Below are 22,602 nucleotides of genomic sequence, written 5' to 3'. Positions count from 1 at the left end.
AGCCTGTTCTTTCATTAGAACAGGCTTTTTTTTGCTTAAAATTAGCTTAAGATTAGCTTAAGATGTTAATTTTTTGCATTAATGAAAATTTTAACCTTTAAAAAATAATTTATTTAGAATAAATAAAAACAACTTGCCTGATTGCTCTCCAGCAGTTAAATTTGCACTATCAAAATTAATTCTAAATAAAAATGAAATTAAAATTTACGATTTCGCTATTAACTTTATGCTTTGTTCTACTTACGGGAACATCTGTTTTGGCACAGGAAAAAGCGACAATAAAAGGTCAGATTAGTTCGGATAGTGGAACAGCAGATAACATTTCTGTTGCTTTAAAAGGAACAAAAATCGGAACAAACACAGATACTAAAGGGAATTATGAAATAAAGAACCTTAAACCGGGAACTTATATTATTAGAGTTTCGGCAGTTGGATTTACATCTAAAGAAAAAAGCATCACTCTTAACAGCGGAGACGAATTAATTGAAAATTTCAGTATTAACTCAAACTCTGAGCAGTTAAACGAAATTGTAATTAGCGGAAATAGCAGAAAAAATCCTCTTGCTCGCAAAGAAACACAACAAGTATCAAGATTACCACTTAAAAATCTTGAAAACCCACAAGTTTATACTACAATCACAAGCGAGCTTTTAAAGGAGCAAGTAGTTACAAACCTTGATGATGCACTTAAAAACGCTCCAGGACTAAATCCGTTATGGGCTTCTACAGGTCGTGGAGGTGATGGAGCAGGATATTTCTCTTTACGAGGATTTGCTGTACAGCCAACTATGATTAATGGTTTGCCAGGTTTAACAAACGGAAGCCTAGACCCTGCAAACATCGATAAAATCGAAGTAATAAAAGGACCTTCAGGAACTTTATTCGGAAGCAGCCTTATTTCTTATGGTGGTTTAATCAATATGACGACTAAAAAACCTTATGATCGTTTTGGCGGAGAAGTAACTTATACAGCCGGAAGCTACGGATTAAACCGCGTTACTGCTGATGTCAATACTCCTTTAGACGAAGAACACAAAATTAACTTCCGTCTTAACACCGCTTACCACAGCGAAAACAGCTTTCAAGATGCTGGATATAGAAAATCTTTCTTCTTTGCTCCTTCATTATCTTATGAGGTAAATGACAGACTTTCATTTTTCATCAATACTGAATTCATGAAAAACGAAGCAACTAACCCAACTATGCTTTTCTTAGACAGAGCTGCTCCGTTAAGAGTTCACAATATTGACGAATTAGGTTATGATAACAAACGTTCTTATACAAGTAACGAACTTGCAATTCAAACACCTTCTTACAGCCTTCAAGGACAAATGAACTATAAAATTTCGGATCAATGGACTTCTCAGACAGTAGTTTCTAGAGGTTCATCAAAATCAGAAGGATATTATACTTATTTATATGAAGGAACAAAATCAATTCCTCAAATCACGGAAGGAATTGTTCTAGGACGTTCTATGAACTATCAAAACTCTACAACTTTAACAACAGATATTCAGCAAAACTTTATTGGAGATTTCAGAATCGGAAGCTTAAGAAATCGTATTGTTGCTGGTTTGGATTATTTCAATAGAGGACAAATCGATAATGGATCTGGATATGTAAGAAATGGAAATGTATATATCGGAAACATGGATTTAGCAACTGTAAACCAATATGTATTTGGTATTACAGATCCAAAAAAATATGTTACAGATGGAGATAATGGTAATTTAACAAAAGCAGGTTCAGACAAACTTTTAGCTGAAGCTGCCGCAAATAACAACAAAACTAAACAAGAAGTTTTTAGCGCTTATGTTTCTGATGTTATTAATATTACTCCTTCATTATCTGCAATGGGAAGTTTACGTGTCGATCGTTTTATGACAGCTGGAGACGTAACTACCAGTGATGATGATTATAACCAAACTGCCTTTTCTCCAAAATTTGGTTTAGTTTACCAGCCAATTATTGATAAGGTTTCGATTTTTGCAAACTACATGGATGGTTTTGCCAACTCTGCTCCAACAAGCGATATTTTACCTGACGGAAGTTCTAGTCCAAGAACTTTCAAACCAGAGCATGCTAACCAATTTGAAATTGGAACTAAATTAAATGTCCTTAAAGATAAAGTTTACGCAACATTTAGCTACTATGACATTCAGGTAAAAGATCAGGTTTATACTGTTTATGGTTCTACCGGCGGAGTGCCAACTCAAACTTCTTATCAAAACGGTGCTCAAAGAAACAAAGGTTTTGAAGCAGAAATCGTGGCAAGTCCAGTTGCTGGTTTAAACATTGTTGCAGGTTATAGCTATGTAGATGCAATATTAAACGCAGGAGATCCTGATTTCGTAGGACACAGACCAGAAAGCTCTGGGCCAAGAAACTCAGCAAACTTCTGGGCAAGCTATAAATTCTTAGAAGGAGATTTACAAGGATTTGGTTTAGGTTTTGGAGGAAACTATGCTGACAAAAACCTAATCATGAACAGAACAATTACAGGTCAATTTACAATACCATCTTACACTGTTTTAAATTCATCAATTTTCTACGGAACAGAAAAATATACATTGACACTTAAACTAGACAACATCGCAAATGTTGACACTTACGATGGATGGTCAACTATTCATCCAAGAAACATGAGAAGTGTTGCCGCTAGTTTCTCTTATAGATTCTAATAAACATCAAAACACCTTCCTTAATTGGAAGGTGTTTTTTAAATTCTAATTGATTATGATTACAATAGCCAGCCTTATCGTTTTTCTAGCTTTTTACACACTGTATTATACTTCGAAAAGAGCAGTGTTGTCGTATGATTTAGGTTTTGAAAAATGGATGCAGAGAAATCCAAAACAAACAAAAATAGTAGGTTTAATGCTTTTGCTTTCCGCTTACGCAATGTGGCTTTTTACACAATCTTTAGGTTGTGGCACTTTAATGTTTTTCATTCAACTTATGACTGTGGGAAGTTTGATCATTATCCTTACTCCTTTAAAAAAGATAAATAGCAAATTGCTTCTAGCGCTACTAATTTTTGTTGCCGCAACTGAACTTTATTACAACTAAAAATCCTCTTTAAAATATAATATGCCAGCAAATCCAAAATATCTAAACCCTTCTTTTTGGCCTCGTTTTTCCAAAATTACTGCAGCAATTTTAGGCGGATACTTTGTTTCTGTTACTTTTCATTTGGCTTTAGCAGCTTGGTTTAGCCGAAAAGATGTGCTAATAACAATGGCTTTCAGTGGTTTTATTCTTTGGGTCGCATTAATGATTATTGCTTTCTTAGCTAAAAGCGGCTGGAAAATCTGGGGAGTTTACATTCTGCTAACTTTACTTTTTTGTCTTTTCATTTACCTAGGTCAAACCTATAATACGGCACAATAATATTTATGAATAACCGTCATTACAATATCTATTTTCACACGCATACTGTCAGCGGAATCGTTATCAGTGTAGTTCTTTTTGTAATTTTCTTTGCTGGATCTTTTTCTTTTTTTAGAGATGAAATCATCAATTGGGAAAGAAGTGAATCTACAGCAATCACAAGAGAAATTCAATTAGACTACAATAATGCGCTACAGCATCTCGATAAAAAATATGTCTTGCACGGAAGAAATCTTACCATTTCTAAACCGTCTGTAGAAAATAGAGTTGCCGTTTACATGGAAGGAACCAAAGATACCTTGGCTCCAAAAAAACAGCAAGCTGGAGAGTTTTTTTATTTGGACAATAAAAATTACAAGAGCTACACTTATGAAGAATCCTATTCGTTAGGCGAACTCTTATATCGTCTTCACTTTCTCGCACAAATTCCATATCCTGCAGGATATTATTTAGCTGGATTTACGGCTTTGTTCTTTTTGTTCGCAATCATAACAGGAGTTCTGCTGCATTGGAATAAAATTGTTTCCAACTTTTACATGTTCCGTCCAAAAGAAAAATTAAAAACACTTTGGACAGATGCGCACACAGCATTAGGAATGATTGGTTTGCCATTTCAATTTGTATACGCGGTTACAGGTGCATTTTTTATGATTAAACTTTTAATTGTAGCTCCAGCTGTAATGGCTTTATACAAAGGAGATCAAGATAAATTATATAAGGAACTGGAATATACTGATCCTGATTATAAGTTTGAAAATAAAAAACTGGCAAATCCATTTAACATCAATGAATTAGTTTCAAAAACTAAAAAGAACTGGAATGATTTTGAAATTACCCGTGTTTTTATCCAAAATTACGGCGATGCCAATATGCATGTTTTGGTCGAGGGCGAACTTTTAAGCCATAAAAAATTTACAGGAATTGGAAAAGTAGTTTACAGAGTTGCAGACGGAAAAGAAATTGCCAAAAAAGACCCTATTTCACAAACGAGCTATTTAGATGTTGTAAAAAATGTTTTATACAGAATACATTTTGGCGATTATGGCGGATATGCTTTAAAAATTGTAAGCTTCATTTTAGGAATTATAACCTGTTTCGTTATTATTTCTGGAGTTATGATTTGGCTTGTTGCCCGACAAAAAAACAATATGCCAGAAAAGAAAAGACGTTTCAACGCTGCTGTTGTTCGTATTTACTTAGCGATTTGTTTAAGCATGTATCCAATTACAGCTTTGGCTTTTATTGGAAGTAAAATTTTCTACCCTTTAAGTCAGTCTAATTTATATGCACTTTATTTTGGAGGCTGGCTAATACTTACGATCTTCTTTATCATTAAAAAGAATCATGCTTTTACCAACAAATTCTGTCTGATTTCAGGAAGTATTTTAGGATTCCTGATTCCAGTTACAAACGGAATCGTTTCTGGAAATTGGTTTTGGAATTCTTTTATGCAAAACAAATTTCAAATTTTCTTTATAGATGTCTTCTGGATTTTCCTTGCTGGAATTTCTTTATACACAGCGTATCATTTAAAACCTAAGAAAGCTCTTGCTTGATCAACTTTTTTTGCACAAAGGCACTAAGACACAAAGTTTTTACTTAAAGCTACAGATTAGAAAATTGGAATGATTTTCTCTCGCAGATTCTGCAGATTAAGCAGATAAAAATATTAAAAAGAATCTGCTCAATCTGCAGAATCTGCGGGAAACAAAATCTTTGCGACTTCGCAACTTTGCGAGATTTTTTTTGACTAACACTACCCTTACAAACAAAATACTTTCGAAATATTTGCCCTATATAGATTTTGAGCATACTTTTACGCTTTTAATCAAAAAATGGGATTCAAAACCAAAATACGTTTTATTCATAAATGGCTCGGATTAATTTCTGGGCTCATTGTTTTTATAGTCTGTATTACGGGTTGCATTTTCTGTTTTCATGATGAAATAAAAGACATCACAAGAAAAGAATGGCGTTTGGTTGAACCTCAAAACAAACCTTTTCTTTCACCATCTCAACTGCAGGAAAAAGCAAAAGAAGCCGTTCCTGCAAACAAAGCCACCATGATCGCTTATTATGGAAAAGATAGATCGGCAATTGTTTACACCTATTCAGATAAAGGAAATCTCTATTTGTATTTTAATCCGTATACAGGAGAATATCTGAAATCTGAAAATCCAGAAACTGACTTTTTCATTATTGTAGAATACATTCACCTATATCTGCTTCTACCCGATTATATCGGAAAGCATATTATTGGCGGAGCGACCATCATTTTTATTTTATTGCTTATTTCGGGAATCATACAATGGTGGCCCAAACGAAAAAGTGACATCAAGAGAAGTTTCACTATAAAATGGTCAGCAAAATGGCGACGCGTCAATTACGACTGGCATAATACAACCGGGTTTTATATTTCTATAATAGCTTTAATTCTTGCCATAACCGGACTTACTTTTACCTACGAATGGGTTGGTGACGGAATTTATAAATCTTTCAATTTGGGCGGAGACAAAACTGCCGAAACAAAAACACCTGTAATTGATACCACCGCATTCAAAATAAATTCCGTTGCAGCAATTGACAAAGCATTTGTTCAAACTCAAAAATTGCAACAAAAAGCAGAAATGTTTTTTATAATGATTCCGCAGAAAAAAGGTGATATTGTCAGTACAGGAGCTTACCCGCATACATTACGTTATGATCAGCAGAGCAACTATTATTTTCATCCGTCAAGCGGAAAATTACTCCAAAGCCAAACTTTTGATAAAAAAAGTTTAGGACTACAAGTTGTCGAAATGAATTACGGAATACACACAGGACAAGTTTTAGATCTTCCCGGAAAAATAATAGCTTTTACTGTGAGTTTAATTGCCGCTGCTCTACCTGTAACCGGATTTATAATTTGGTTTGGAAGAAACAGAAAATCTAAAAAAGTAAAAGCATAAAAAAAACCGTCCCGTTTTTAACGAGGCGGTCTTTTTATAAGTGATTTTTGAAATTATGATTAATTTCTGTTTGCTAATGCATTTTTCTGTAAACTTTTAACTGAGCTTACTTTATTGTCTACATAAGCAACTTCGCTTAAACTGTTTTCATTAAAGTAAATCCATTTTCCTGTTTTAACTCCGTCTGCGTATTCTCCAACGGTTTTTTTATTTCCTTTTTCGTCATAAGATACCCAAACACCGTCTAATTTACCGTCTTTAAAAAAGCCTTCTTGCTGCACTTTACCATTTTCATAGTAATACGTTGCTTTTACCTTGTTTCCAGCAGCTTCTAATTCAGGCTTTCCTTCTTGTGCAACTACAATTCCAGAGAACAATATTGCAGCTAAAATTACACTCTTTTTCATATCTTTAGGTATTTAATGTTAAGAAATCTTTATCAAATATAGTCAATAGTTTACATTAAAAAAACTTTTACTTAACAATTTGGTAACATTGAATAAAAACTTAACATTGGAAATTTCCCGAAAAAGAAAAAACCAGCGCTCAGGCACTGGTTTTACTGGTATTTTAGAAATATTTAAATTTTACGATAACGTTGTAAATTTCGTAAAAAAATTAGTTCAATAATGCACTAAGCTGTTTATCAAGTTCAGGATCAGATGGTCTTGATGCATCAGATTTTAAAATATTGCCTTGTGGATCTATTAAAATAAATCGAGGAATTCCGGTGACACCATAATTCACAACAAACTCAGATTCCCAATCTTTATCGGCAAATAATTGAACGCCTCCTAACTTTTTATCAGTTACAAACTTTTTCCATTTTTCATTGTCTTTTGCTCTATCAATAGAAATACTCACGAATTCAATATTTTTTCCGTGATATTTTTCTTCAATCTTTTGTAGATATGGAATCTCGGCTCTACAAGGTGCACACCATGTTGCCCAAAGATCAATGTAAACATATTTTCCTTTTAAATCAGAAAGTTTCGTTTTTCCCCCTTTAAAATTTTCATAGTCAAAACCTGGAGAAGCTTTCCCCACCATTTTACTTGCCTTATAGGCGCTTTCATAATCTCTAAGTGAAAATTCATGAAAATTTTTAAAACTACTTTGCATTGCAGCTACAAATTGCGGATCAAAAGTTCCTTTATTCAAACTTTCATTGTCTGCTTTTTCTTTAGCTTCCAATATTTTAGCAAACTCCGCTGGTTCTTTAGAAAAAGCTTCTTCAAGTTTTTCATTTCTTAAAGATTGTTGCGCCATAAAATTACTTTCATCAACACCTTTTCCTTTGTATACAATAGTTTCATCAAATTCTTTTGCATCTAATGTTAGATTAACTTCAGAATTTGGTTTTAGATATAGATTAGAAGACTCTGTCCCGTCAGAAAAAACATAAAATCCCTGAGGAGCATCAAAAGTTGCAGAAAAAATCTCTTTTTTATCAATTGGAATTACTTGTCTGAAATTATCTCTTCCTTTAATAACCAAAGTATCGCTATTTCTATTGGCGATTTTAGCTGTAAACTTTACTGAATTTTTGCTTTGACCAATGACATTTAAAGCATTAAAAAGCACTAAACCTGCAACAAAAAGTTTTTTCATAGGTATTATGATTAGTTTTTAGATAATCAAAACTAAAGAAATTAAAGCTTCGGATTTTCACAATTAACAATTTATTTGAAATTATTATGAATCAACTTATCACTTTACTATATTATCTTGAATTTTGTATTTACTTTTGCAGTCTAAAATTTTGATTATGTATAGAAGTCATAATTGTGGCGAATTAAACGCTTCAAATATTAATACCGAAGTTACACTTGCGGGCTGGGTTCAAAAATCACGTGATAAAGGATTTATGAATTGGGTCGATCTACGCGACCGTTACGGAATTACACAACTTATTTTCGACGAAAGTCGTACCGATAAAACTGTTTTTGAATTGGCTAAAACTCTTGGAAGAGAATTTGTAATTCAAGTAAAAGGAACTGTTATTGAGCGTGAAGCTAAAAACAAAAATATTCCAACGGGTGAGATCGAAATTTTAGTTTCTGAATTAACGATTTTAAACTCAGCAATTACTCCTCCATTTACAATTGAAGACGAAACTGACGGTGGAGAAGACATCAGAATGAAATATCGTTATTTAGATATCAGAAGAAATCCTGTAAAAAACAGTTTATTATTCCGCCATAAAGTAGCGATGGAAGTTCGTAAATATCTTTCTGATTTAGATTTCTGCGAAGTTGAAACACCTTACTTAATCAAGTCAACTCCAGAAGGAGCAAGAGATTTCGTGGTACCAAGCCGTATGAATGAAGGACAGTTTTATGCATTGCCACAATCTCCACAGACTTTTAAACAATTATTGATGGTAGGTGGAATGGATAAATATTTCCAAATCGTGAAATGTTTCCGTGACGAAGATTTACGTGCAGACCGTCAGCCAGAGTTTACACAAATTGACTGTGAAATGGCATTTGTTGAACAAGAAGATATCTTGAATATCTTTGAAGGTTTGACAAGACATTTATTAAAAGAAATTAAAGGCATTGAAGTAGATAAATTCCCAAGAATTACCTACGACTATGCTATGAAAACATACGGAAACGACAAACCGGACATTCGTTTCGGAATGAAGTTTGGAGAATTAAACGAATTTGCACAACATAAAGAATTCCCTGTATTCAATGCAGCTGAATTAGTTGTGGGAATTGCAGTTCCTGGAGCAGGAAATTATACCCGTAAAGAAATCGACGGATTAATTGACTGGGTGAAACGTCCACAAGTTGGCGCATCTGGAATGGTTTACGTAAAATGTAACGAAGATGGAACTTTCAAATCATCTGTAGATAAATTCTACGATAATGATGATTTGGCAAATTGGGCAAAAGCGACAGAAGCAAATCCTGGAGATATGATTTTCGTTCTTTCTGGCCCAGCAAACAAAACACGCGCACAACTTTCTGCTTTACGTATGGAATTGGCTACTCGTTTAGGGTTGCGAAATCCAGAAGAATTTGCACCACTTTGGGTTGTTGATTTTCCATTACTGGAACTTGACGAAGAAAGTGGACGTTATCATGCAATGCACCACCCTTTTACTTCTCCAAAACCAGAAGACATGGCGTTATTGGAAACTGAACCAGGAAAAGTTCGCGCAAACGCATACGATATGGTTTTGAACGGAAACGAAATTGGAGGTGGATCTATTCGTATTCACGATAAAGCGACACAACAATTAATGTTCAAATATTTAGGATTTACTGAAGAAGAAGCAAAAGCCCAATTCGGTTTCTTAATGGATGCTTTCCAATTTGGAGCACCACCTCACGGAGGATTAGCTTTTGGTTTGGATAGATTAGTTGCAATTTTAGGAGGTCAGGAAACTATTAGAGATTTTATTGCTTTCCCGAAAAATAATTCAGGACGCGATGTTATGATTGATGCTCCTGCCGCAATTGATGATGCACAATTAAAAGAACTTAAAATTAAAGTTGATATTGCTTAATTGCAGTAAATTAATCATAAAAAACAAAAAAGCAGCTGAAATTTCAGCTGCTTTTTTGTTTTACACAAATGTTAAGAAAAATCTTAGGAGATATTTTTTTGAATTATCATATTCTTACAATTGCTATATTTTCATATTCCTACAATTAATGATTCGCAAATTATGGTATTTTATAAACAAATTGATGCAATAAACCGCGTAAAAACACTGTAAATCAATAATTTTTACAAAAAATTAACACGTATATGTCTTTTGTATGATTTTATATATTACATTTGTTTATTATAAATTATTATTACATTACAAATGCGTACAGGTACAGTAAAATTTTTCAATGAATCTAAAGGTTATGGATTCATTACAGACGAAGAAACAGGAAAGGACATCTTCGTTCACGCTTCAGGAATTAACGCGGAAGAATTACGCGAAGGTGACCGTGTAAGCTATGAAGAAGAAGAAGGAAGAAAAGGGAAAGTTGCTGCTAAAGTAGCAGTAATCTAAGAAAAATATAGCAATTTATTTTTTTTGCCTCTGAATGGTCTCAGAAGACGTCCCGAAGTATTCGGGACGTTTTTTTTTACCCATTTCTTAAAAAAATATTAAAATAACGCAATGTTATTTATAATGAATAAAAATTAGACATAAACACGGTTTTGCACCCTACTTAAATCCTTTTTTAACTTGTGTTTTACAGACTTCCAAGTTATCTTTGTGGCTCATTTTTTAAGTATAAAATCTAAGTTTATGCAATCAGATCAATACAGTTACATTCCTATTTTAATGCAGTTTATTCTAGCTGTTGGTTTTGTGGTAGGAACAATCATCATTTCTGGGAAATTAGGACCAAAAAGATCCTCTGAAGTTAAAGATCAAAACTTCGAATGCGGTATCGAATCTGTTGGTAACGCCCGTATTCCTTTTTCTGTAAAATACTTCTTAGTTGCCATTTTGTTTGTATTGTTCGATGTAGAGGTTATTTTCCTTTATCCATGGGCAGTAAACTTCAAAGACTTAGGAATTGAAGGAATGTTAAAAATGTTAGTTTTCATGTCTTTGCTTTTGGTTGGTTTCTTTTATATCATCAAAAAGAAAGCATTAGAGTGGGAATAATATGATTTTAGATTTCAGATTTCGGATTTTAGATTACTTGATTTAGAATTTTAGATTTGAAAAATAATTTCTCAAAACACAATATTGAATTTTAAAATATTGATTTCGGTTCCAAGATCAAAAATCTAAAATCTGAAATCTACAATCTAAAATAAAATGAGCGATTCAAAAGTAAATATGGTTGCGCCCCCAGAAGGAGTTACTGGTGAAGGTTTCTTCGCTACAAAACTTAGTGATGTTGTTGGTTTAGCAAGAGCCAACTCATTATGGCCGCTTCCTTTCGCGACTTCATGCTGTGGTATCGAATTCATGGCAACAATGGCATCTCACTATGACTTAGCTCGATTTGGTTCTGAGCGTGTGAGTTTCTCGCCTAGACAAGCCGATATGTTATTAGTAATGGGAACTATTTCTAAAAAAATGGCTCCTATTTTGAGACAAGTTTACGAACAAATGTCTGAACCTCGCTGGGTAATAGCTGTTGGGGCATGCGCTTCTTCAGGAGGGGTTTTTGATACTTACTCTGTTCTTCAAGGAATTGATAAAGTAATTCCTGTTGACGTTTATGTGCCAGGATGCCCACCAAGACCAGAACAAATTGTTGATGGAGTTATGAGACTACAAGACTTAGTTAAAAGTGAATCTGTAAGAAGAAGAAGCTCTCCAGAATACCAAGAATTATTAGCTTCATATAATATCTCATAAGATGGCCTTAGAAAATACCCAAATTCAAGACAAACTTGTAGAAACATTTAATAATGATGTTTTTAACTTTCAGCAAGAAAGAGATATTTTTTCTTTAGAAGCTTCGGCTGATAAAATCACGCCCCTGATTCTATTCCTAAAAAACGATCCAGAATTACGTTTTCATTTCTTAACTGATTTATGCGGAATTCATTATCCAGATAACGAAACAGAACGTCAGTTTGCAGTTGTTTACCATTTACATAACTGGTACGAAAACAAAAGATTAAAAATCAAAGTTTTCTTAAACGGCGAAAAACCAGAAATCAAAACAGTTTCAAATATTTTCTTGTCTTCTAACTGGATGGAAAGAGAAACTTTCGATTTCTACGGGATTGACTTTATAGGACATCCTCAATTGAAACGTATTTTAAATATGGACGAAATGCAGTCTCACCCAATGAGAAAAGAATTCCCAATGGAAGACAGCGGAAGAACAGATAAGGATGATAGATTCTTCGGAAGAACAACATCAAATTGCTAAAAAATAATTCAACATTATAAAATGTCAGAACTATTATTACCACCAGAGCATCGTTATGCTAAAATAATTAAGGAGAGACTAAACGACGACGGAAGCGAACTTTCTGTACTGAATTTAGGTCCAACTCACCCTGCAACACACGGTATTTTTCAAAATATCTTATTGATGGATGGTGAAAAAATTCTTGAGGCTGAGCCAACTATTGGTTACATCCACAGAGCATTTGAAAAAATTGCAGAAAATCGTCCTTTTTACCAAATTACACCTCTTACAGACCGTATGAACTATTGTTCATCTCCTATTAATAATATGGGATGGTGGATGACTGTAGAAAAACTATTAGGTATTGAAGTTCCAAAAAGAGCACAATATTTAAGAGTTATCGTTATGGAGCTGGCTCGTATTACAGATCACATTATCTGTAACGGGATTTTAGGTGTAGATACTGGTGCGTATACTGGTTTCTTATACGTATTTCAATTTAGAGAAAAAATCTACGAAATCTACGAAGAAATTTGTGGAGCTCGTTTGACTACAAATATGGGAAGAATCGGTGGTTTTGAAAGAGACTGGTCTCCAGAAGTTTTCAAAAAACTAGATAAATTCCTAGAAGAATTCCCACCAGTTTGGCAAGAATTCCAAAACTTATTCGAAAGAAATAGAATTTTCCTTGATAGAACTGTAAATGTAGGTGGAATCACTGCTGAAAAAGCAATGGCTTACGGATTTACAGGTCCAAACTTACGTGCTGCAGGGGTTGACTACGACGTACGTGTAGCACAACCTTACTCATCTTACGAAGATTTCGATTTTATTGTTCCTGTTGGAAAATCAGGAGATACTTACGATCGTTTCTGTGTTCGTAATGCTGAAGTTTGGGAAAGTTTAAGCATTATTCGTCAGGCATTAGAAAAAATGCCTCCAGGAAACGAATATCATGCTGAAGTTCCAGATTACTACCTTCCTCCAAAAGAAGATGTTTACACTTCTATGGAATCTTTAATTTATCACTTTAAGATCGTAATGGGAGAAGTTCCTGTACCAGTTGCAGAAATCTATCACCCTGTAGAAGGAGGAAATGGAGAACTTGGTTTTTATTTAGTAACAGACGGAAGTAGAACTCCATATAGATTACATTTCAGAAGACCTTGCTTTATTTATTATCAAGCATTCCCAGAAATGATTAAAGGTGCCATGCTTTCTGATGCAATTATCATCCTTTCAAGTTTGAACGTAATTGCAGGAGAATTAGACGCCTAAAAAATTTAGATTTTAGTTCCGATGGCAATCGGGAAGAATTTAGATTAAAAAATTTGTGCCTTTGCGCCTTTGTGGCAAAACAAGAATAAAATGGAAAGAAAACATTACAAACAAGAAATAAATATGACCGAGGCATTGATGAACCGCATCAATGAATTGATTAGTCATTATCCTGAGGGCAAACAAAAATCGGCTTTATTGCCTGTTTTGCACGAAGTTCAGGATGCACATAACAACTGGCTTAGTATTGAATTGCAAGATAAAGTTGCCGAAATTCTTCAGATAAAACCAATTGAGGTTTATGAAGTGGTAACTTTCTATACAATGTTCAACCAGAAGCCAATTGGTAAGTATATGTTTGAATTCTGCCAAACTTCTTGCTGTTGTTTAAGAGGTGCCGAAGATTTGATGGATTATACTTCTGAAAAATTAGGCATTAAAATGGGAGAAACAACTCCAGACGGAATGTTTACCATTGCTGGTGTAGAATGTTTAGGTGCTTGCGGATACGCTCCAATGATGCAATTGGGAGATTTCTACAAAGAAAAACTAACAGAAGAAAAAATCGATCAGATTATTGCTGATTGTAGAGATGATAAAATAATATTACACGATAAATAAGATGTCACAAAAAATATTATTAGATAAAATCAATATTCCTGGAATTAAAACCTACGAAGTGTATCGCCAAAATGGTGGTTATGCCTCAGTAGAAAAAGCTTTAAAAACATTAACTCCAGACGAAGTAACTGAGGAAGTAAAAAAATCAGGATTACGTGGTCGTGGTGGTGCAGGTTTCCCTGCTGGAATGAAATGGAGCTTTATTGATAAAAAATCAGGAAGACCAAGACACTTAGTTTGTAATGCCGACGAATCTGAGCCTGGAACATTCAAAGATCGATTCTTGATGGAATATATTCCTCACTTATTGATCGAAGGAATGATTACTTCTAGCTACGCTTTAGGCGCTAACCTATCTTATATCTACATTCGTGGAGAATATATGTGGGTTTTCAAAATCTTAGAAAGAGCAATCGCCGAAGCAAAAGCTGCCGGATGGTTAGGAAAAAACATATTAGGATCAGGTTATGATCTAGAACTTCACGTTCACTGTGGAGCTGGAGCTTATATCTGTGGAGAAGAAACAGCATTAATCGAATCATTGGAAGGTAAAAGAGGAAACCCTCGTATTAAACCACCTTTCCCAGCGGTTTCTGGTCTTTGGGCAAATCCAACTGTGGTAAACAATGTTGAAACAATTGCTACTGTTCCTTGGATTGTAAACAATTCTGGTGATGATTATGCTAAAATTGGAATTGGACGTTCTACTGGAACTAAATTAATTTCTGCTTCAGGACATATCAAAAATCCTGGTGTTTACGAAATTGAATTAGGCTTAAGTGTTGACGAATTCATGAATTCTGATGAATATTTAGGAGGAATGTCTTCTGATCGTCCATTAAAAGCATTTGTACCAGGAGGTTCTTCTGTGCCAATCTTACCTGCTGACTTGATTTTCAAAACAGCAAATGGCGAAGACAGATTAATGACTTACGAATCTTTAAGTGATGGTGGTTTTGCTACCGGATCTATGTTAGGTTCTGGAGGATTTATTGTTTACAACGATACTGCTTGTGTCGTAAGAAACACTTGGAACTTTGCTCGTTTTTACCACCATGAATCTTGCGGACAATGTACACCATGCCGTGAAGGAACAGGATGGTTGGAAAAAATCTTATGGAGAATTGAAAACGGTCAAGGCCGTGAAGAAGATATCGAATTATTGTGGAGCATTCAAAGTAAAATTGAAGGAAACACAATCTGTCCTCTAGGAGACGCAGCTTCTTGGCCAGTAGCAGCTGCAATTCGTCACTTTAGAGATGAATTCGAATATCACGTTCGTTTTCCAGAAAAAATTAAAAATAGAGATCACTTTGTTGCCGAGCCTTTCTCACAAGTTAAGCATTTAGTTGGCGGTAAAGCAATCGTATAAGAATATATAGCAGAAAGTTATAAAGTTAAAAATATTAAAAAGGACAGCAACTCTTTTGAATATTCCGACTTTCAACAAAAAAGTTTAAAATAGTTTCAAGTTTCAAGTTTTTTTAGTTTTAGGTTAAAACCTGAAACATGAAACCTGAAACTAAAAAAACAAAATTAAGAGATGAAAGTAACCATAGACGGTCAAAGTATAGACGTAGAACCAGGAACAACGATCCTGCAGGCTGCACGTATGATTGGTGGAGATTTAGTTCCGCCTGCCATGTGCTATTACTCAAAATTAAAAGGCAGCGGCGGTAAATGTCGTTGTTGTTTAGTTGAAGTTTCTAAAGGAAGTGAAGCTGACCCACGACCAATGCCAAAATTAATGGCATCTTGTGTAACAGGATGTATGGATGGTATGGAAGTAAACAGTAAATCGTCTGCAAGAGTAACTGAAGCCCGTAAATCTGTAACAGAATTTTTATTAATCAATCACCCATTAGATTGCCCTATTTGTGATCAAGCTGGTGAATGTGATTTACAAAATTTAAGTTTTGAGCACGGAAATCCGAAATCACGTTACATCGAAGAAAAAAGAACATTTGAACCAGAAGATATTGGTCCAAATATTCAACTTCACATGAACCGTTGTATTTTATGCCAAAGATGTGTGCAAGTTGCAGATCAATTAACAGACAACAGAGTTCACGGAGTATTAGATCGTGGTGACCACGCTAATATTTCAACTGGAATTTCTAAAGCGATCGACAATGAATTCTCTGGAAACATGATTGACGTTTGCCCAGTTGGAGCTTTAACAGATAAAACTTTCCGTTTTAAATCAAGAGTTTGGTTTAATAAACCTTATAACGCACACAGAGAATGTACAACTCCTGGATGTTGCGGTAAAACTACAGTTTGGATGTTTGGTGGAGAAATTCAGCGTGTAACTGGTCGTAAAGACGAGTACCATGAAGTGGAAGAGTTTATCTGCAACAGCTGTCGTTTTGATCATAAAAATGTTGATGACTGGGTTATTGAAGGGCCAAGAGAATTTGAAAAAGATTCTGTAATCAACCAAAACAACTACACTCAGAAATTAGAGAAAGTTGAAATCGATACTGAGAAAAATATCCTTTTAGGTAGAGATATTGACCGTAAAAAAATTAGTATGGCAGCGATTCCATTAACTGATAATGATAAAAAAGTTTAAGAAATGGAAAGTGCATTTATTATAGAAAAGAGTGTTGTAATTGTTGTCGTTTTTGCGGTAACAATGATCATGGCGATGTATTCTACTTGGGCAGAACGTAAAGTTGCTGCTTTCCTGCAAGACCGTGTTGGACCAAACCGTGCTGGATGGGGAGGTTTATTACAGCCGCTTGCAGATGGTATGAAATTATTCTCTAAAGAAGAATTTTTCCCAAACACGCCAAATAAATTTTTATTCGTTGTAGGACCGGCAATTGCAATGAGTACAGCTTTAATGACTAGTGCTGTAATTCCGTGGGGAGATCGTTTACACCTTTTTGGACGAGACATTATTCTTCAGGCTACAGATGTTAATATTGCTATTTTATACATTTTTGGAGTTCTTTCTGTTGGAGTTTACGGCATCATGATTGGTGGTTGGGCTTCTAACAATAAATTCTCTTTGATGGGAGCTATCCGTGCAGCTTCTCAAATGGTTTCTTACGAAGTTGCAATGGGATTATCAATAATTGCATTATTGATGATGACTGGAACAATGAGTTTAAAAGAAATCTCATTACAGCAACAAGGAATGAACTGGAATGTATTTTATCAGCCATTATCATTCTTGATTTTCTTAATCTGTTCATTTGCAGAAACAAACAGAACTCCTTTCGATTTAGCAGAATGTGAAAACGAATTAATTGGAGGTTACCATACAGAATACTCGTCAATGAAAATGGGATTCTATTTATTTGCTGAATATGCAAGTATGTTTATCTCCTCTACTATTATTTCTGTTTTATTCTTTGGTGGATACAACTATCCAGGAATGCAATGGATGGTAGAAAATGTTGGTGTAAATACAGCTAACCTATTAGGAATTGGAGCATTATTTATAAAAATATGTTTCTTCATTTTCTTCTACATGTGGGTACGTTGGACAATTCCAAGATTTAGATATGACCAATTAATGAACTTAGGATGGAGAATTTTAATTCCGCTTTCGATTATTAATATCATGATTACAGGTGTTGTTATTTTAAGACACGATATTGCAGCAGCTTTAGGCTTCTAAGAACCGTAATAAGCTTCAAATAAAAAACAAAATAGATTTTAAATTTGATTCTTTTCAAATTGTAAATCATAAACTATAATAGTAAAAATGTCAATAGAAACTATATCATTATCGGGTAGAAAAAAGGTGGTGTCAAATAAGGACATGTCTTTTGTTGAGCGATTGTATCTTGTGGCGATTGTAAAAGGTCTGGTTATTACTGTAAAACACCTTTTCAGAAAAAAAGTTACCATTCATTACCCAGAACAGGTTCGTGAAATGAGTCCAGTTTACCGTGGTCAGCACATGCTGAAACGCGACGAACAAGGCCGTGAAAACTGTACTGCTTGCGGATTATGTGCTTTATCATGCCCTGCAGAAGCAATCACTATGAAAGCTGCAGAACGTAAGCCTGATGAAAAACATTTATATAGAGAAGAGAAATACGCTGAAATCTACGAAATCAACATGCTTCGTTGTATTTTCTGTGGTTTATGTGAAGAGGCTTGTCCAAAAGACGCTATTTACTTAACAGAATCTAAAGTATTGGTTCCTGCTAATTACAATAGAGAAGATTTCATTTTCGGGAAAGATAAATTAGTGATGCCTTTAGAAATGGCTATGAAAAACGCTCAACTTAAAAACGCTAACTAAATGATACATATTCCTGATTTTGCACACGCAACAACTATTCAAGTTATCTTTTGCTTTTTAGCGTTCATTACCGTTATTACTGCTTTCTTGACTATTTTCAGCAGAAACCCGATTCATAGTGCCATCTACTTGGTAATTTGTTTCTTTTCTATTGCTGGTCATTATTTGCTATTAAATTCTCAGTTCTTAGCTGTTGTTCATATAATAGTCTACTCCGGAGCTATTATGATTCTGTTCCTGTTTACCATCATGTTGATGAACCTGAACGAACAGCGAGAAGTTCACCGTCCTAGAATTACACGTTTAGGTGCTATTGTTTCTTTCTGTTTAATATTGATTGTTTTGATTACAATCTTTATCAACTCGAAACCAATTGTAGGTGAGTATGATTCTACTGGAGAAGATTTCCAATCAATTAAAGTTTTAGGTAAAATCTTATTGGACGAATATATGGTTCCGTTCGAATTTGCTTCGATCTTACTTTTGGTTGCTATGATTGGAACGGTTCTATTGTCTAAAAAAGAAAAATTAAATAAATAATGGGTAATATATTAAATCAAATAGGTATTGAAAACTACATCTTTTTGAGTGTTGTACTTTTCTGTATTGGTATTTTTGGTGTATTGTACAGACGAAATGCTATTATCGTTTTCATGTCTATCGAAATTATGTTGAATGCGGTAAACCTTTTATTTGTTGCTTTTTCAACTTATCATCAAGATGCACAAGGACAAGTTTTTGTGTTCTTCTCGATGGCGGTTGCTGCAGCCGAAGTTGCGGTAGGATTGGCCATTTTAGTTTCTATCTTTAGAAATATCGGATCAATCAGTATCGATAATTTAAAAAATTTAAAAGGATAATCAGAAATGGATACCAATTTAGCTTTAATTTTAGTTTTAACTCCTTTACTAGGTTTTCTAGTAAATGTCTTTTTTGGAAAAAGCTTAGGAAAAACAGTTTCTGGTGCAATCGGAACTATTGCCGTAGCAATTTCTTTTGTAGTTTCTCTTTTACTTTTTAATCAAATAACTTCAACTGGAAAAGGAATTGAAGTTACTTTATTTGATTGGATTCAAATTAGCAACTTAAAAATCAATCTTGGATTTTTATTAGATCAATTATCTGTTCTTTGGTTACTTTTCGTAACTGGAATCGGATCTTTGATTCACTTATACTCTATCAGTTACATGCACGATGATGAGAATATGCATAAATTCTTTGCTTATTTAAATCTATTCGTATTCTTCATGATTACACTTGTAATTGGAGGCAACTTATTAGTTCTTTTCATAGGATGGGAAGGTGTTGGACTTTGTTCTTACCTATTAATTGGATTCTGGCATAAAAACCAAGATTACAATGATGCTGCAAAAAAAGCTTTCATCATGAACAGAATTGGAGATTTAGGTTTATTAATCGGAATGTTCATCATTGGATCGATGTTCTCAACATTAGATTATGCAACTTTGAAAACGGCAATTGCTGGAGCTTCAAACTTAAATTTACCATTACTTTCTTTAGCTGCTTTATGCTTGTTTATTGGAGCTTGTGGTAAATCTGCTCAAATTCCGTTATATACTTGGTTACCTGATGCGATGGCCGGTCCAACTCCAGTTTCTGCGTTAATCCACGCAGCTACGATGGTAACTGCTGGTATCTTCATGGTAACAAGATTAAACTTTGTTTTTGACCTTGCAACAGATGTTCAAACTGTAATTGCAATTATTGGAGCTATCACTTCATTAGTTGCAGCTACAATCGGATTGGTTCAAAACGATATCAAAAAAGTATTGGCTTACTCTACAGTTTCTCAATTAGGTTTAATGTTTTTAGCATTAGGATTTGGAGCTTATGAAGTAGCGGTTTTCCACGTAATCACTCACGCTTTCTTTAAAGCTTGTTTATTCTTAGGATCTGGATCTGTAATTCACGGATTACACGGAGAGCAAGATATGCGTAACATGGGAGGTTTGCGTAAAGCAATGCCAATCACATTCTGGACAATGTTAATTTCTTCTTTAGCAATCTCAGGAGTTCCATTTTTCTCAGGATTCTTTTCTAAAGATGAAATTTTATTGACAGCATTCCACCACAGTATTCCATTATACGTTGTTGGATCTGTTGCTTCAATCATGACAGCTTTCTATATGTTCCGTTTAATGTTCTTGACTTTCTTCAAAGAATTTAGAGGAACAGAAGAACAAAAACATCATTTACATGAAAGTGGTTCATTAATTACTATTCCGCTTATCATTTTGGCTATTTTGGCAACTTTTGGTGGATTAATTAGTTTACCTGGAAACAGCTGGTTAAATGGTTACCTTGCTCCTCTTTTCACAAAAGTGGCAGGTGAAGAGCACCATTTAGGCACAACTGAATATACTTTAATGGGTGTTGCAGTTTTAGGCGGATTACTTGGAATTTTAATTGCTTACATAAAATACTTTAAACAAGATAATGTTCCTGAATCTGATGAAAACATTACTGGTTTAAGCAAAGTATTATACAACAAATACTATGTAGACGAAGTTTACGACGCTGTATTTGTAGCACCAGTTAATAGTTTATCTAAATTCTTTAGAGATTATATCGAGACAGGATTGTCTGCTCTTGTTTTCGGATTAGGTAAAATAGCAAACGAGATTGCTTTCCAAGGAAAAAAATTACAAACCGGAAGTATAGGATTATATCTATTTGTATTTGTTTTAGGACTTTGTGCAATTGTTTCCTATATATTTTTAGCTCAATAATATTATTACTATGAACGTTTCTACTATATTAATTATACTTTTAATTGGTGCATTTGCCACTTATTTTTCTGGTGACAAACTAGCTTCAAAAGTTGCTTTACTTTTCAGTTTAGCTGCTTTAGGATGTTCAATTGTATTATTGAATAATTATAACGCTGGCGAAAATATTAGCGTAATCAACAGCTGGATCAATCAGCCAAAAATTTCTTTCGCTTTAAACGGTGACGGACTTGGACTTGCAATGGTTTTATTAACTGCAGCTTTAACTCCGATAATCATATTTTCTTCTTTTGGAAATGAATATAAAAATGCAAAAGGCTTTTATGCTCTAATCTTATTTATGGCTTTTGCTATGGCAGGAACTTTCTTAGCTGCTGATGGTCTTTTATATTATATCTTCTGGGAGTTAGCACTTATTCCAATCTACTTTATTGCTTTAATCTGGGGTAATGGCGATGCTGAAGAGCGCAGAAAAGCAGTGGTTAAATTCTTTATTTATACACTTGCTGGTTCGTTATTCATGTTAACTGCTTTTATCTATTTATACACAAAAGCAGGTTCTTTCTTAATCGAAGACTTATACAAAGTAAACTTATCTGCTTGCGAGCAATTCTGGATCTTCTTGGCTTTCTTCTTAGCTTATGCTATCAAAATTCCAATTATTCCTTTCCATACTTGGCAAGCAAATGTGTACCAAAAAGCACCAACTGTTGGAACAATGCTTTTATCTGGTATCATGCTAAAAATGGGATTGTACAGCGTACTTCGTTGGCAATTGCCACTAGCGCCAATCGCTGCAAAAGAATACATGTATATCTTTATTGGTTTAGGAATTGCAGGAGTTATCTACGGATCTATCGTTGCTTTGAGACAAAAAGATTTAAAGAAATTGTTAGCTTATTCTTCTCTTGCTCACGTTGGATTAATCGCTGCAGGATCTTACACTTTAACTCTTGATGGTTTTAGAGGTGCTGTAATGCAAATGATCGCTCACGGTTTTGTTGTAGTGGGATTGTTCTTCGCTGCTGAAGTAATTTTCAGAAGATATGAAACTAGAGAAATTTCAGAAATGGGTGGTATCCGTACGCAATCTCCAAAATTTACTTCAATGTTTTTAATCTTAGTATTAGCTTCTGTTGCTTTACCAAGTACATTTAACTTTGTTGGAGAATTTACAGTTTTATACAGTTTATCTCAAATCAATATCTGGTTTGCTATTCTTGGTGGAACTACAATTATTTTGGGAGCTTACTATATGTTAAGAATGTTCCAACATGTTATGTTAGGTGAAACTAATTCTAAAGTTTTTGCTGATGTAACGCTTAATGAAGGAATTTCATTTGCGGTAATCATTGCTGTTTTACTATTCTTTGGTTTCTATCCAAAACCAATTACAGATTTGATTACACCAAGCTTGGAAAACATTTTACAAGTTATCAATAAGAACTAATATTTTAAACAAAAAATAAATTAGGATTAAGCTTAAAAATTGAAATCCTAAATCAAAAAGA

Annotated in this window: 22 protein-coding genes; 20 read left to right on the top strand and 2 right to left on the bottom strand. The window is 34.2% G+C overall.

Translation table 11 applies throughout. The features are described 5' to 3' along the window. The first annotated feature begins 191 nt into the window (after positions 1 to 191). The 5 genes from DMA14_RS17660 to DMA14_RS17640 all read left to right on the top strand — a co-directional run bounded on the left by DMA14_RS17660 (position 192) and on the right by DMA14_RS17640 (position 6,338). Positions 192 to 2,681: a TonB-dependent receptor gene (locus tag DMA14_RS17660; protein ID WP_111425903.1), complete on the top strand. Its 2,490-nt coding sequence runs from the start codon at positions 192 to 194 to the stop codon at positions 2,679 to 2,681. A gap of 55 nt (positions 2,682 to 2,736) precedes the next feature. Beyond that, on the top strand, positions 2,737 to 3,069 hold the full coding sequence (locus tag DMA14_RS17655) for a hypothetical protein (protein ID WP_111425902.1): 333 nt from the start codon (positions 2,737 to 2,739) through the stop codon (positions 3,067 to 3,069). Positions 3,070 to 3,090: 21 nt separating this feature from the next. Next, positions 3,091 to 3,390, top strand: coding sequence for a hypothetical protein (locus DMA14_RS17650; RefSeq protein ID WP_111425901.1), 300 nt, complete (start codon positions 3,091 to 3,093; stop codon positions 3,388 to 3,390). A gap of 5 nt (positions 3,391 to 3,395) precedes the next feature. Continuing rightward, positions 3,396 to 4,946 carry a PepSY-associated TM helix domain-containing protein gene (locus DMA14_RS17645; RefSeq protein ID WP_111425900.1) on the top strand — a complete coding sequence of 517 codons (1,551 nt, stop codon included), beginning with the start codon at positions 3,396 to 3,398 and terminating at the stop codon, positions 4,944 to 4,946. A 279-nt stretch (positions 4,947 to 5,225) separates the two neighbouring features. Then, a complete protein-coding gene (locus DMA14_RS17640) occupies positions 5,226 to 6,338 on the top strand; it encodes a PepSY-associated TM helix domain-containing protein (protein ID WP_111425899.1) in 1,113 nt (370 codons plus the stop codon). A 59-nt stretch (positions 6,339 to 6,397) separates the two neighbouring features. On the opposite strand, the gene DMA14_RS17635 is transcribed toward DMA14_RS17640, so the two are convergent. After that, positions 6,398 to 6,745 (bottom strand): toxin-antitoxin system YwqK family antitoxin, encoded by a 348-nt coding sequence (locus tag DMA14_RS17635; RefSeq protein WP_111425898.1) that lies wholly within the window; start codon positions 6,743 to 6,745, stop codon positions 6,398 to 6,400. A 211-nt stretch (positions 6,746 to 6,956) separates the two neighbouring features. Further along, positions 6,957 to 7,949 (bottom strand): TlpA family protein disulfide reductase, encoded by a 993-nt coding sequence (locus DMA14_RS17630; RefSeq protein ID WP_111425897.1) that lies wholly within the window; start codon positions 7,947 to 7,949, stop codon positions 6,957 to 6,959. A gap of 157 nt (positions 7,950 to 8,106) precedes the next feature. On the opposite strand from DMA14_RS17630, the gene aspS reads away from it, so the two are divergent. From aspS to DMA14_RS17555, 15 genes are all read left to right on the top strand, one after another. After that, complete coding sequence (gene aspS / locus DMA14_RS17625; protein WP_111425896.1) at positions 8,107 to 9,858, top strand: aspartate--tRNA ligase; 1,752 nt, start codon at positions 8,107 to 8,109, stop codon at positions 9,856 to 9,858. Positions 9,859 to 10,164: 306 nt separating this feature from the next. Further along, on the top strand, positions 10,165 to 10,359 hold the full coding sequence (locus DMA14_RS17620; RefSeq protein WP_007137066.1) for a cold-shock protein: 195 nt from the start codon (positions 10,165 to 10,167) through the stop codon (positions 10,357 to 10,359). A gap of 243 nt (positions 10,360 to 10,602) precedes the next feature. Continuing rightward, positions 10,603 to 10,968 (top strand): NADH-quinone oxidoreductase subunit A, encoded by a 366-nt coding sequence (locus DMA14_RS17615; protein WP_008466117.1) that lies wholly within the window; start codon positions 10,603 to 10,605, stop codon positions 10,966 to 10,968. Positions 10,969 to 11,124: 156 nt separating this feature from the next. Beyond that, a complete protein-coding gene (locus tag DMA14_RS17610) occupies positions 11,125 to 11,673 on the top strand; it encodes an NADH-quinone oxidoreductase subunit B (protein ID WP_111378918.1) in 549 nt (182 codons plus the stop codon). 1 nt (position 11,674) lies between these two features. Then, positions 11,675 to 12,196, top strand: a complete 522-nt coding sequence (locus DMA14_RS17605; RefSeq protein ID WP_111425895.1) for an NADH-quinone oxidoreductase subunit C — start codon at positions 11,675 to 11,677, stop codon at positions 12,194 to 12,196. 21 nt (positions 12,197 to 12,217) lie between these two features. Continuing rightward, positions 12,218 to 13,456, top strand: coding sequence for an NADH-quinone oxidoreductase subunit D (locus tag DMA14_RS17600; protein WP_111368854.1), 1,239 nt, complete (start codon positions 12,218 to 12,220; stop codon positions 13,454 to 13,456). Positions 13,457 to 13,546: 90 nt separating this feature from the next. Then, on the top strand, positions 13,547 to 14,077 hold the full coding sequence (locus DMA14_RS17595) for a complex I 24 kDa subunit family protein (protein WP_057115709.1): 531 nt from the start codon (positions 13,547 to 13,549) through the stop codon (positions 14,075 to 14,077). Between the two features lies 1 nt (position 14,078). Further along, positions 14,079 to 15,449 carry an NADH-quinone oxidoreductase subunit NuoF gene (gene nuoF, locus DMA14_RS17590; protein ID WP_111425894.1) on the top strand — a complete coding sequence of 457 codons (1,371 nt, stop codon included), beginning with the start codon at positions 14,079 to 14,081 and terminating at the stop codon, positions 15,447 to 15,449. A gap of 171 nt (positions 15,450 to 15,620) precedes the next feature. Then, on the top strand, positions 15,621 to 16,652 hold the full coding sequence (locus tag DMA14_RS17585; protein WP_111368851.1) for a 2Fe-2S iron-sulfur cluster-binding protein: 1,032 nt from the start codon (positions 15,621 to 15,623) through the stop codon (positions 16,650 to 16,652). Between the two features lie 3 nt (positions 16,653 to 16,655). After that, positions 16,656 to 17,708 (top strand): NADH-quinone oxidoreductase subunit NuoH, encoded by a 1,053-nt coding sequence (gene nuoH / locus DMA14_RS17580; protein ID WP_111368849.1) that lies wholly within the window; start codon positions 16,656 to 16,658, stop codon positions 17,706 to 17,708. Between the two features lie 87 nt (positions 17,709 to 17,795). After that, positions 17,796 to 18,341, top strand: a complete 546-nt coding sequence (locus DMA14_RS17575; RefSeq protein WP_111368848.1) for a NuoI/complex I 23 kDa subunit family protein — start codon at positions 17,796 to 17,798, stop codon at positions 18,339 to 18,341. Further along, positions 18,342 to 18,881 (top strand): NADH-quinone oxidoreductase subunit J family protein, encoded by a 540-nt coding sequence (locus tag DMA14_RS17570; RefSeq protein WP_111368846.1) that lies wholly within the window; start codon positions 18,342 to 18,344, stop codon positions 18,879 to 18,881. Continuing rightward, entirely contained in the window at positions 18,881 to 19,201 is a 321-nt protein-coding gene (gene nuoK, locus DMA14_RS17565; RefSeq protein ID WP_008466103.1) for an NADH-quinone oxidoreductase subunit NuoK, read from the top strand. The genes DMA14_RS17570 and nuoK overlap by 1 nt, the downstream gene beginning before the upstream one ends. A 6-nt stretch (positions 19,202 to 19,207) precedes the next feature. After that, the gene (nuoL, locus tag DMA14_RS17560) at positions 19,208 to 21,091 is read left to right on the top strand and encodes an NADH-quinone oxidoreductase subunit L (RefSeq protein WP_111425893.1); all 1,884 of its coding nucleotides are present in this window, start codon (positions 19,208 to 19,210) and stop codon (positions 21,089 to 21,091) included. Positions 21,092 to 21,101: 10 nt separating this feature from the next. Further along, complete coding sequence (locus DMA14_RS17555; RefSeq protein ID WP_111425892.1) at positions 21,102 to 22,541, top strand: complex I subunit 4 family protein; 1,440 nt, start codon at positions 21,102 to 21,104, stop codon at positions 22,539 to 22,541. Positions 22,542 to 22,602: the final 61 nt, after the last annotated feature.

This window comes from Flavobacterium sharifuzzamanii (assembly GCF_003254585.1).
In the GTDB taxonomy this organism is placed as follows: domain Bacteria; phylum Bacteroidota; class Bacteroidia; order Flavobacteriales; family Flavobacteriaceae; genus Flavobacterium; species Flavobacterium sharifuzzamanii.
This window is presented reverse-complemented; position numbering and strand designations above follow the sequence as displayed.

Bases quoted from the DNA above. Each gene is read 5' to 3' on its own strand.
- DMA14_RS17660 (WP_111425903.1), top strand. From the start codon at position 192: ATGAAATTAAAATTTACGATTTCGCTATTAACTTTATGCTTTGTTCTA.
- DMA14_RS17655 (WP_111425902.1), top strand. From the start codon at position 2,737: ATGATTACAATAGCCAGCCTTATCGTTTTTCTAGCTTTTTACACACTG.
- DMA14_RS17650 (WP_111425901.1), top strand. From the start codon at position 3,091: ATGCCAGCAAATCCAAAATATCTAAACCCTTCTTTTTGGCCTCGTTTT.
- DMA14_RS17645 (WP_111425900.1), top strand. From the start codon at position 3,396: ATGAATAACCGTCATTACAATATCTATTTTCACACGCATACTGTCAGC.
- DMA14_RS17640 (WP_111425899.1), top strand. From the start codon at position 5,226: ATGGGATTCAAAACCAAAATACGTTTTATTCATAAATGGCTCGGATTA.
- DMA14_RS17635 (WP_111425898.1), bottom strand. From the start codon at position 6,745: ATGAAAAAGAGTGTAATTTTAGCTGCAATATTGTTCTCTGGAATTGTA.
- DMA14_RS17630 (WP_111425897.1), bottom strand. From the start codon at position 7,949: ATGAAAAAACTTTTTGTTGCAGGTTTAGTGCTTTTTAATGCTTTAAAT.
- aspS (WP_111425896.1), top strand. From the start codon at position 8,107: ATGTATAGAAGTCATAATTGTGGCGAATTAAACGCTTCAAATATTAAT.
- DMA14_RS17620 (WP_007137066.1), top strand. From the start codon at position 10,165: ATGCGTACAGGTACAGTAAAATTTTTCAATGAATCTAAAGGTTATGGA.
- DMA14_RS17615 (WP_008466117.1), top strand. From the start codon at position 10,603: ATGCAATCAGATCAATACAGTTACATTCCTATTTTAATGCAGTTTATT.
- DMA14_RS17610 (WP_111378918.1), top strand. From the start codon at position 11,125: ATGAGCGATTCAAAAGTAAATATGGTTGCGCCCCCAGAAGGAGTTACT.
- DMA14_RS17605 (WP_111425895.1), top strand. From the start codon at position 11,675: ATGGCCTTAGAAAATACCCAAATTCAAGACAAACTTGTAGAAACATTT.
- DMA14_RS17600 (WP_111368854.1), top strand. From the start codon at position 12,218: ATGTCAGAACTATTATTACCACCAGAGCATCGTTATGCTAAAATAATT.
- DMA14_RS17595 (WP_057115709.1), top strand. From the start codon at position 13,547: ATGGAAAGAAAACATTACAAACAAGAAATAAATATGACCGAGGCATTG.
- nuoF (WP_111425894.1), top strand. From the start codon at position 14,079: ATGTCACAAAAAATATTATTAGATAAAATCAATATTCCTGGAATTAAA.
- DMA14_RS17585 (WP_111368851.1), top strand. From the start codon at position 15,621: ATGAAAGTAACCATAGACGGTCAAAGTATAGACGTAGAACCAGGAACA.
- nuoH (WP_111368849.1), top strand. From the start codon at position 16,656: ATGGAAAGTGCATTTATTATAGAAAAGAGTGTTGTAATTGTTGTCGTT.
- DMA14_RS17575 (WP_111368848.1), top strand. From the start codon at position 17,796: ATGTCAATAGAAACTATATCATTATCGGGTAGAAAAAAGGTGGTGTCA.
- DMA14_RS17570 (WP_111368846.1), top strand. From the start codon at position 18,342: ATGATACATATTCCTGATTTTGCACACGCAACAACTATTCAAGTTATC.
- nuoK (WP_008466103.1), top strand. From the start codon at position 18,881: ATGGGTAATATATTAAATCAAATAGGTATTGAAAACTACATCTTTTTG.
- nuoL (WP_111425893.1), top strand. From the start codon at position 19,208: ATGGATACCAATTTAGCTTTAATTTTAGTTTTAACTCCTTTACTAGGT.
- DMA14_RS17555 (WP_111425892.1), top strand. From the start codon at position 21,102: ATGAACGTTTCTACTATATTAATTATACTTTTAATTGGTGCATTTGCC.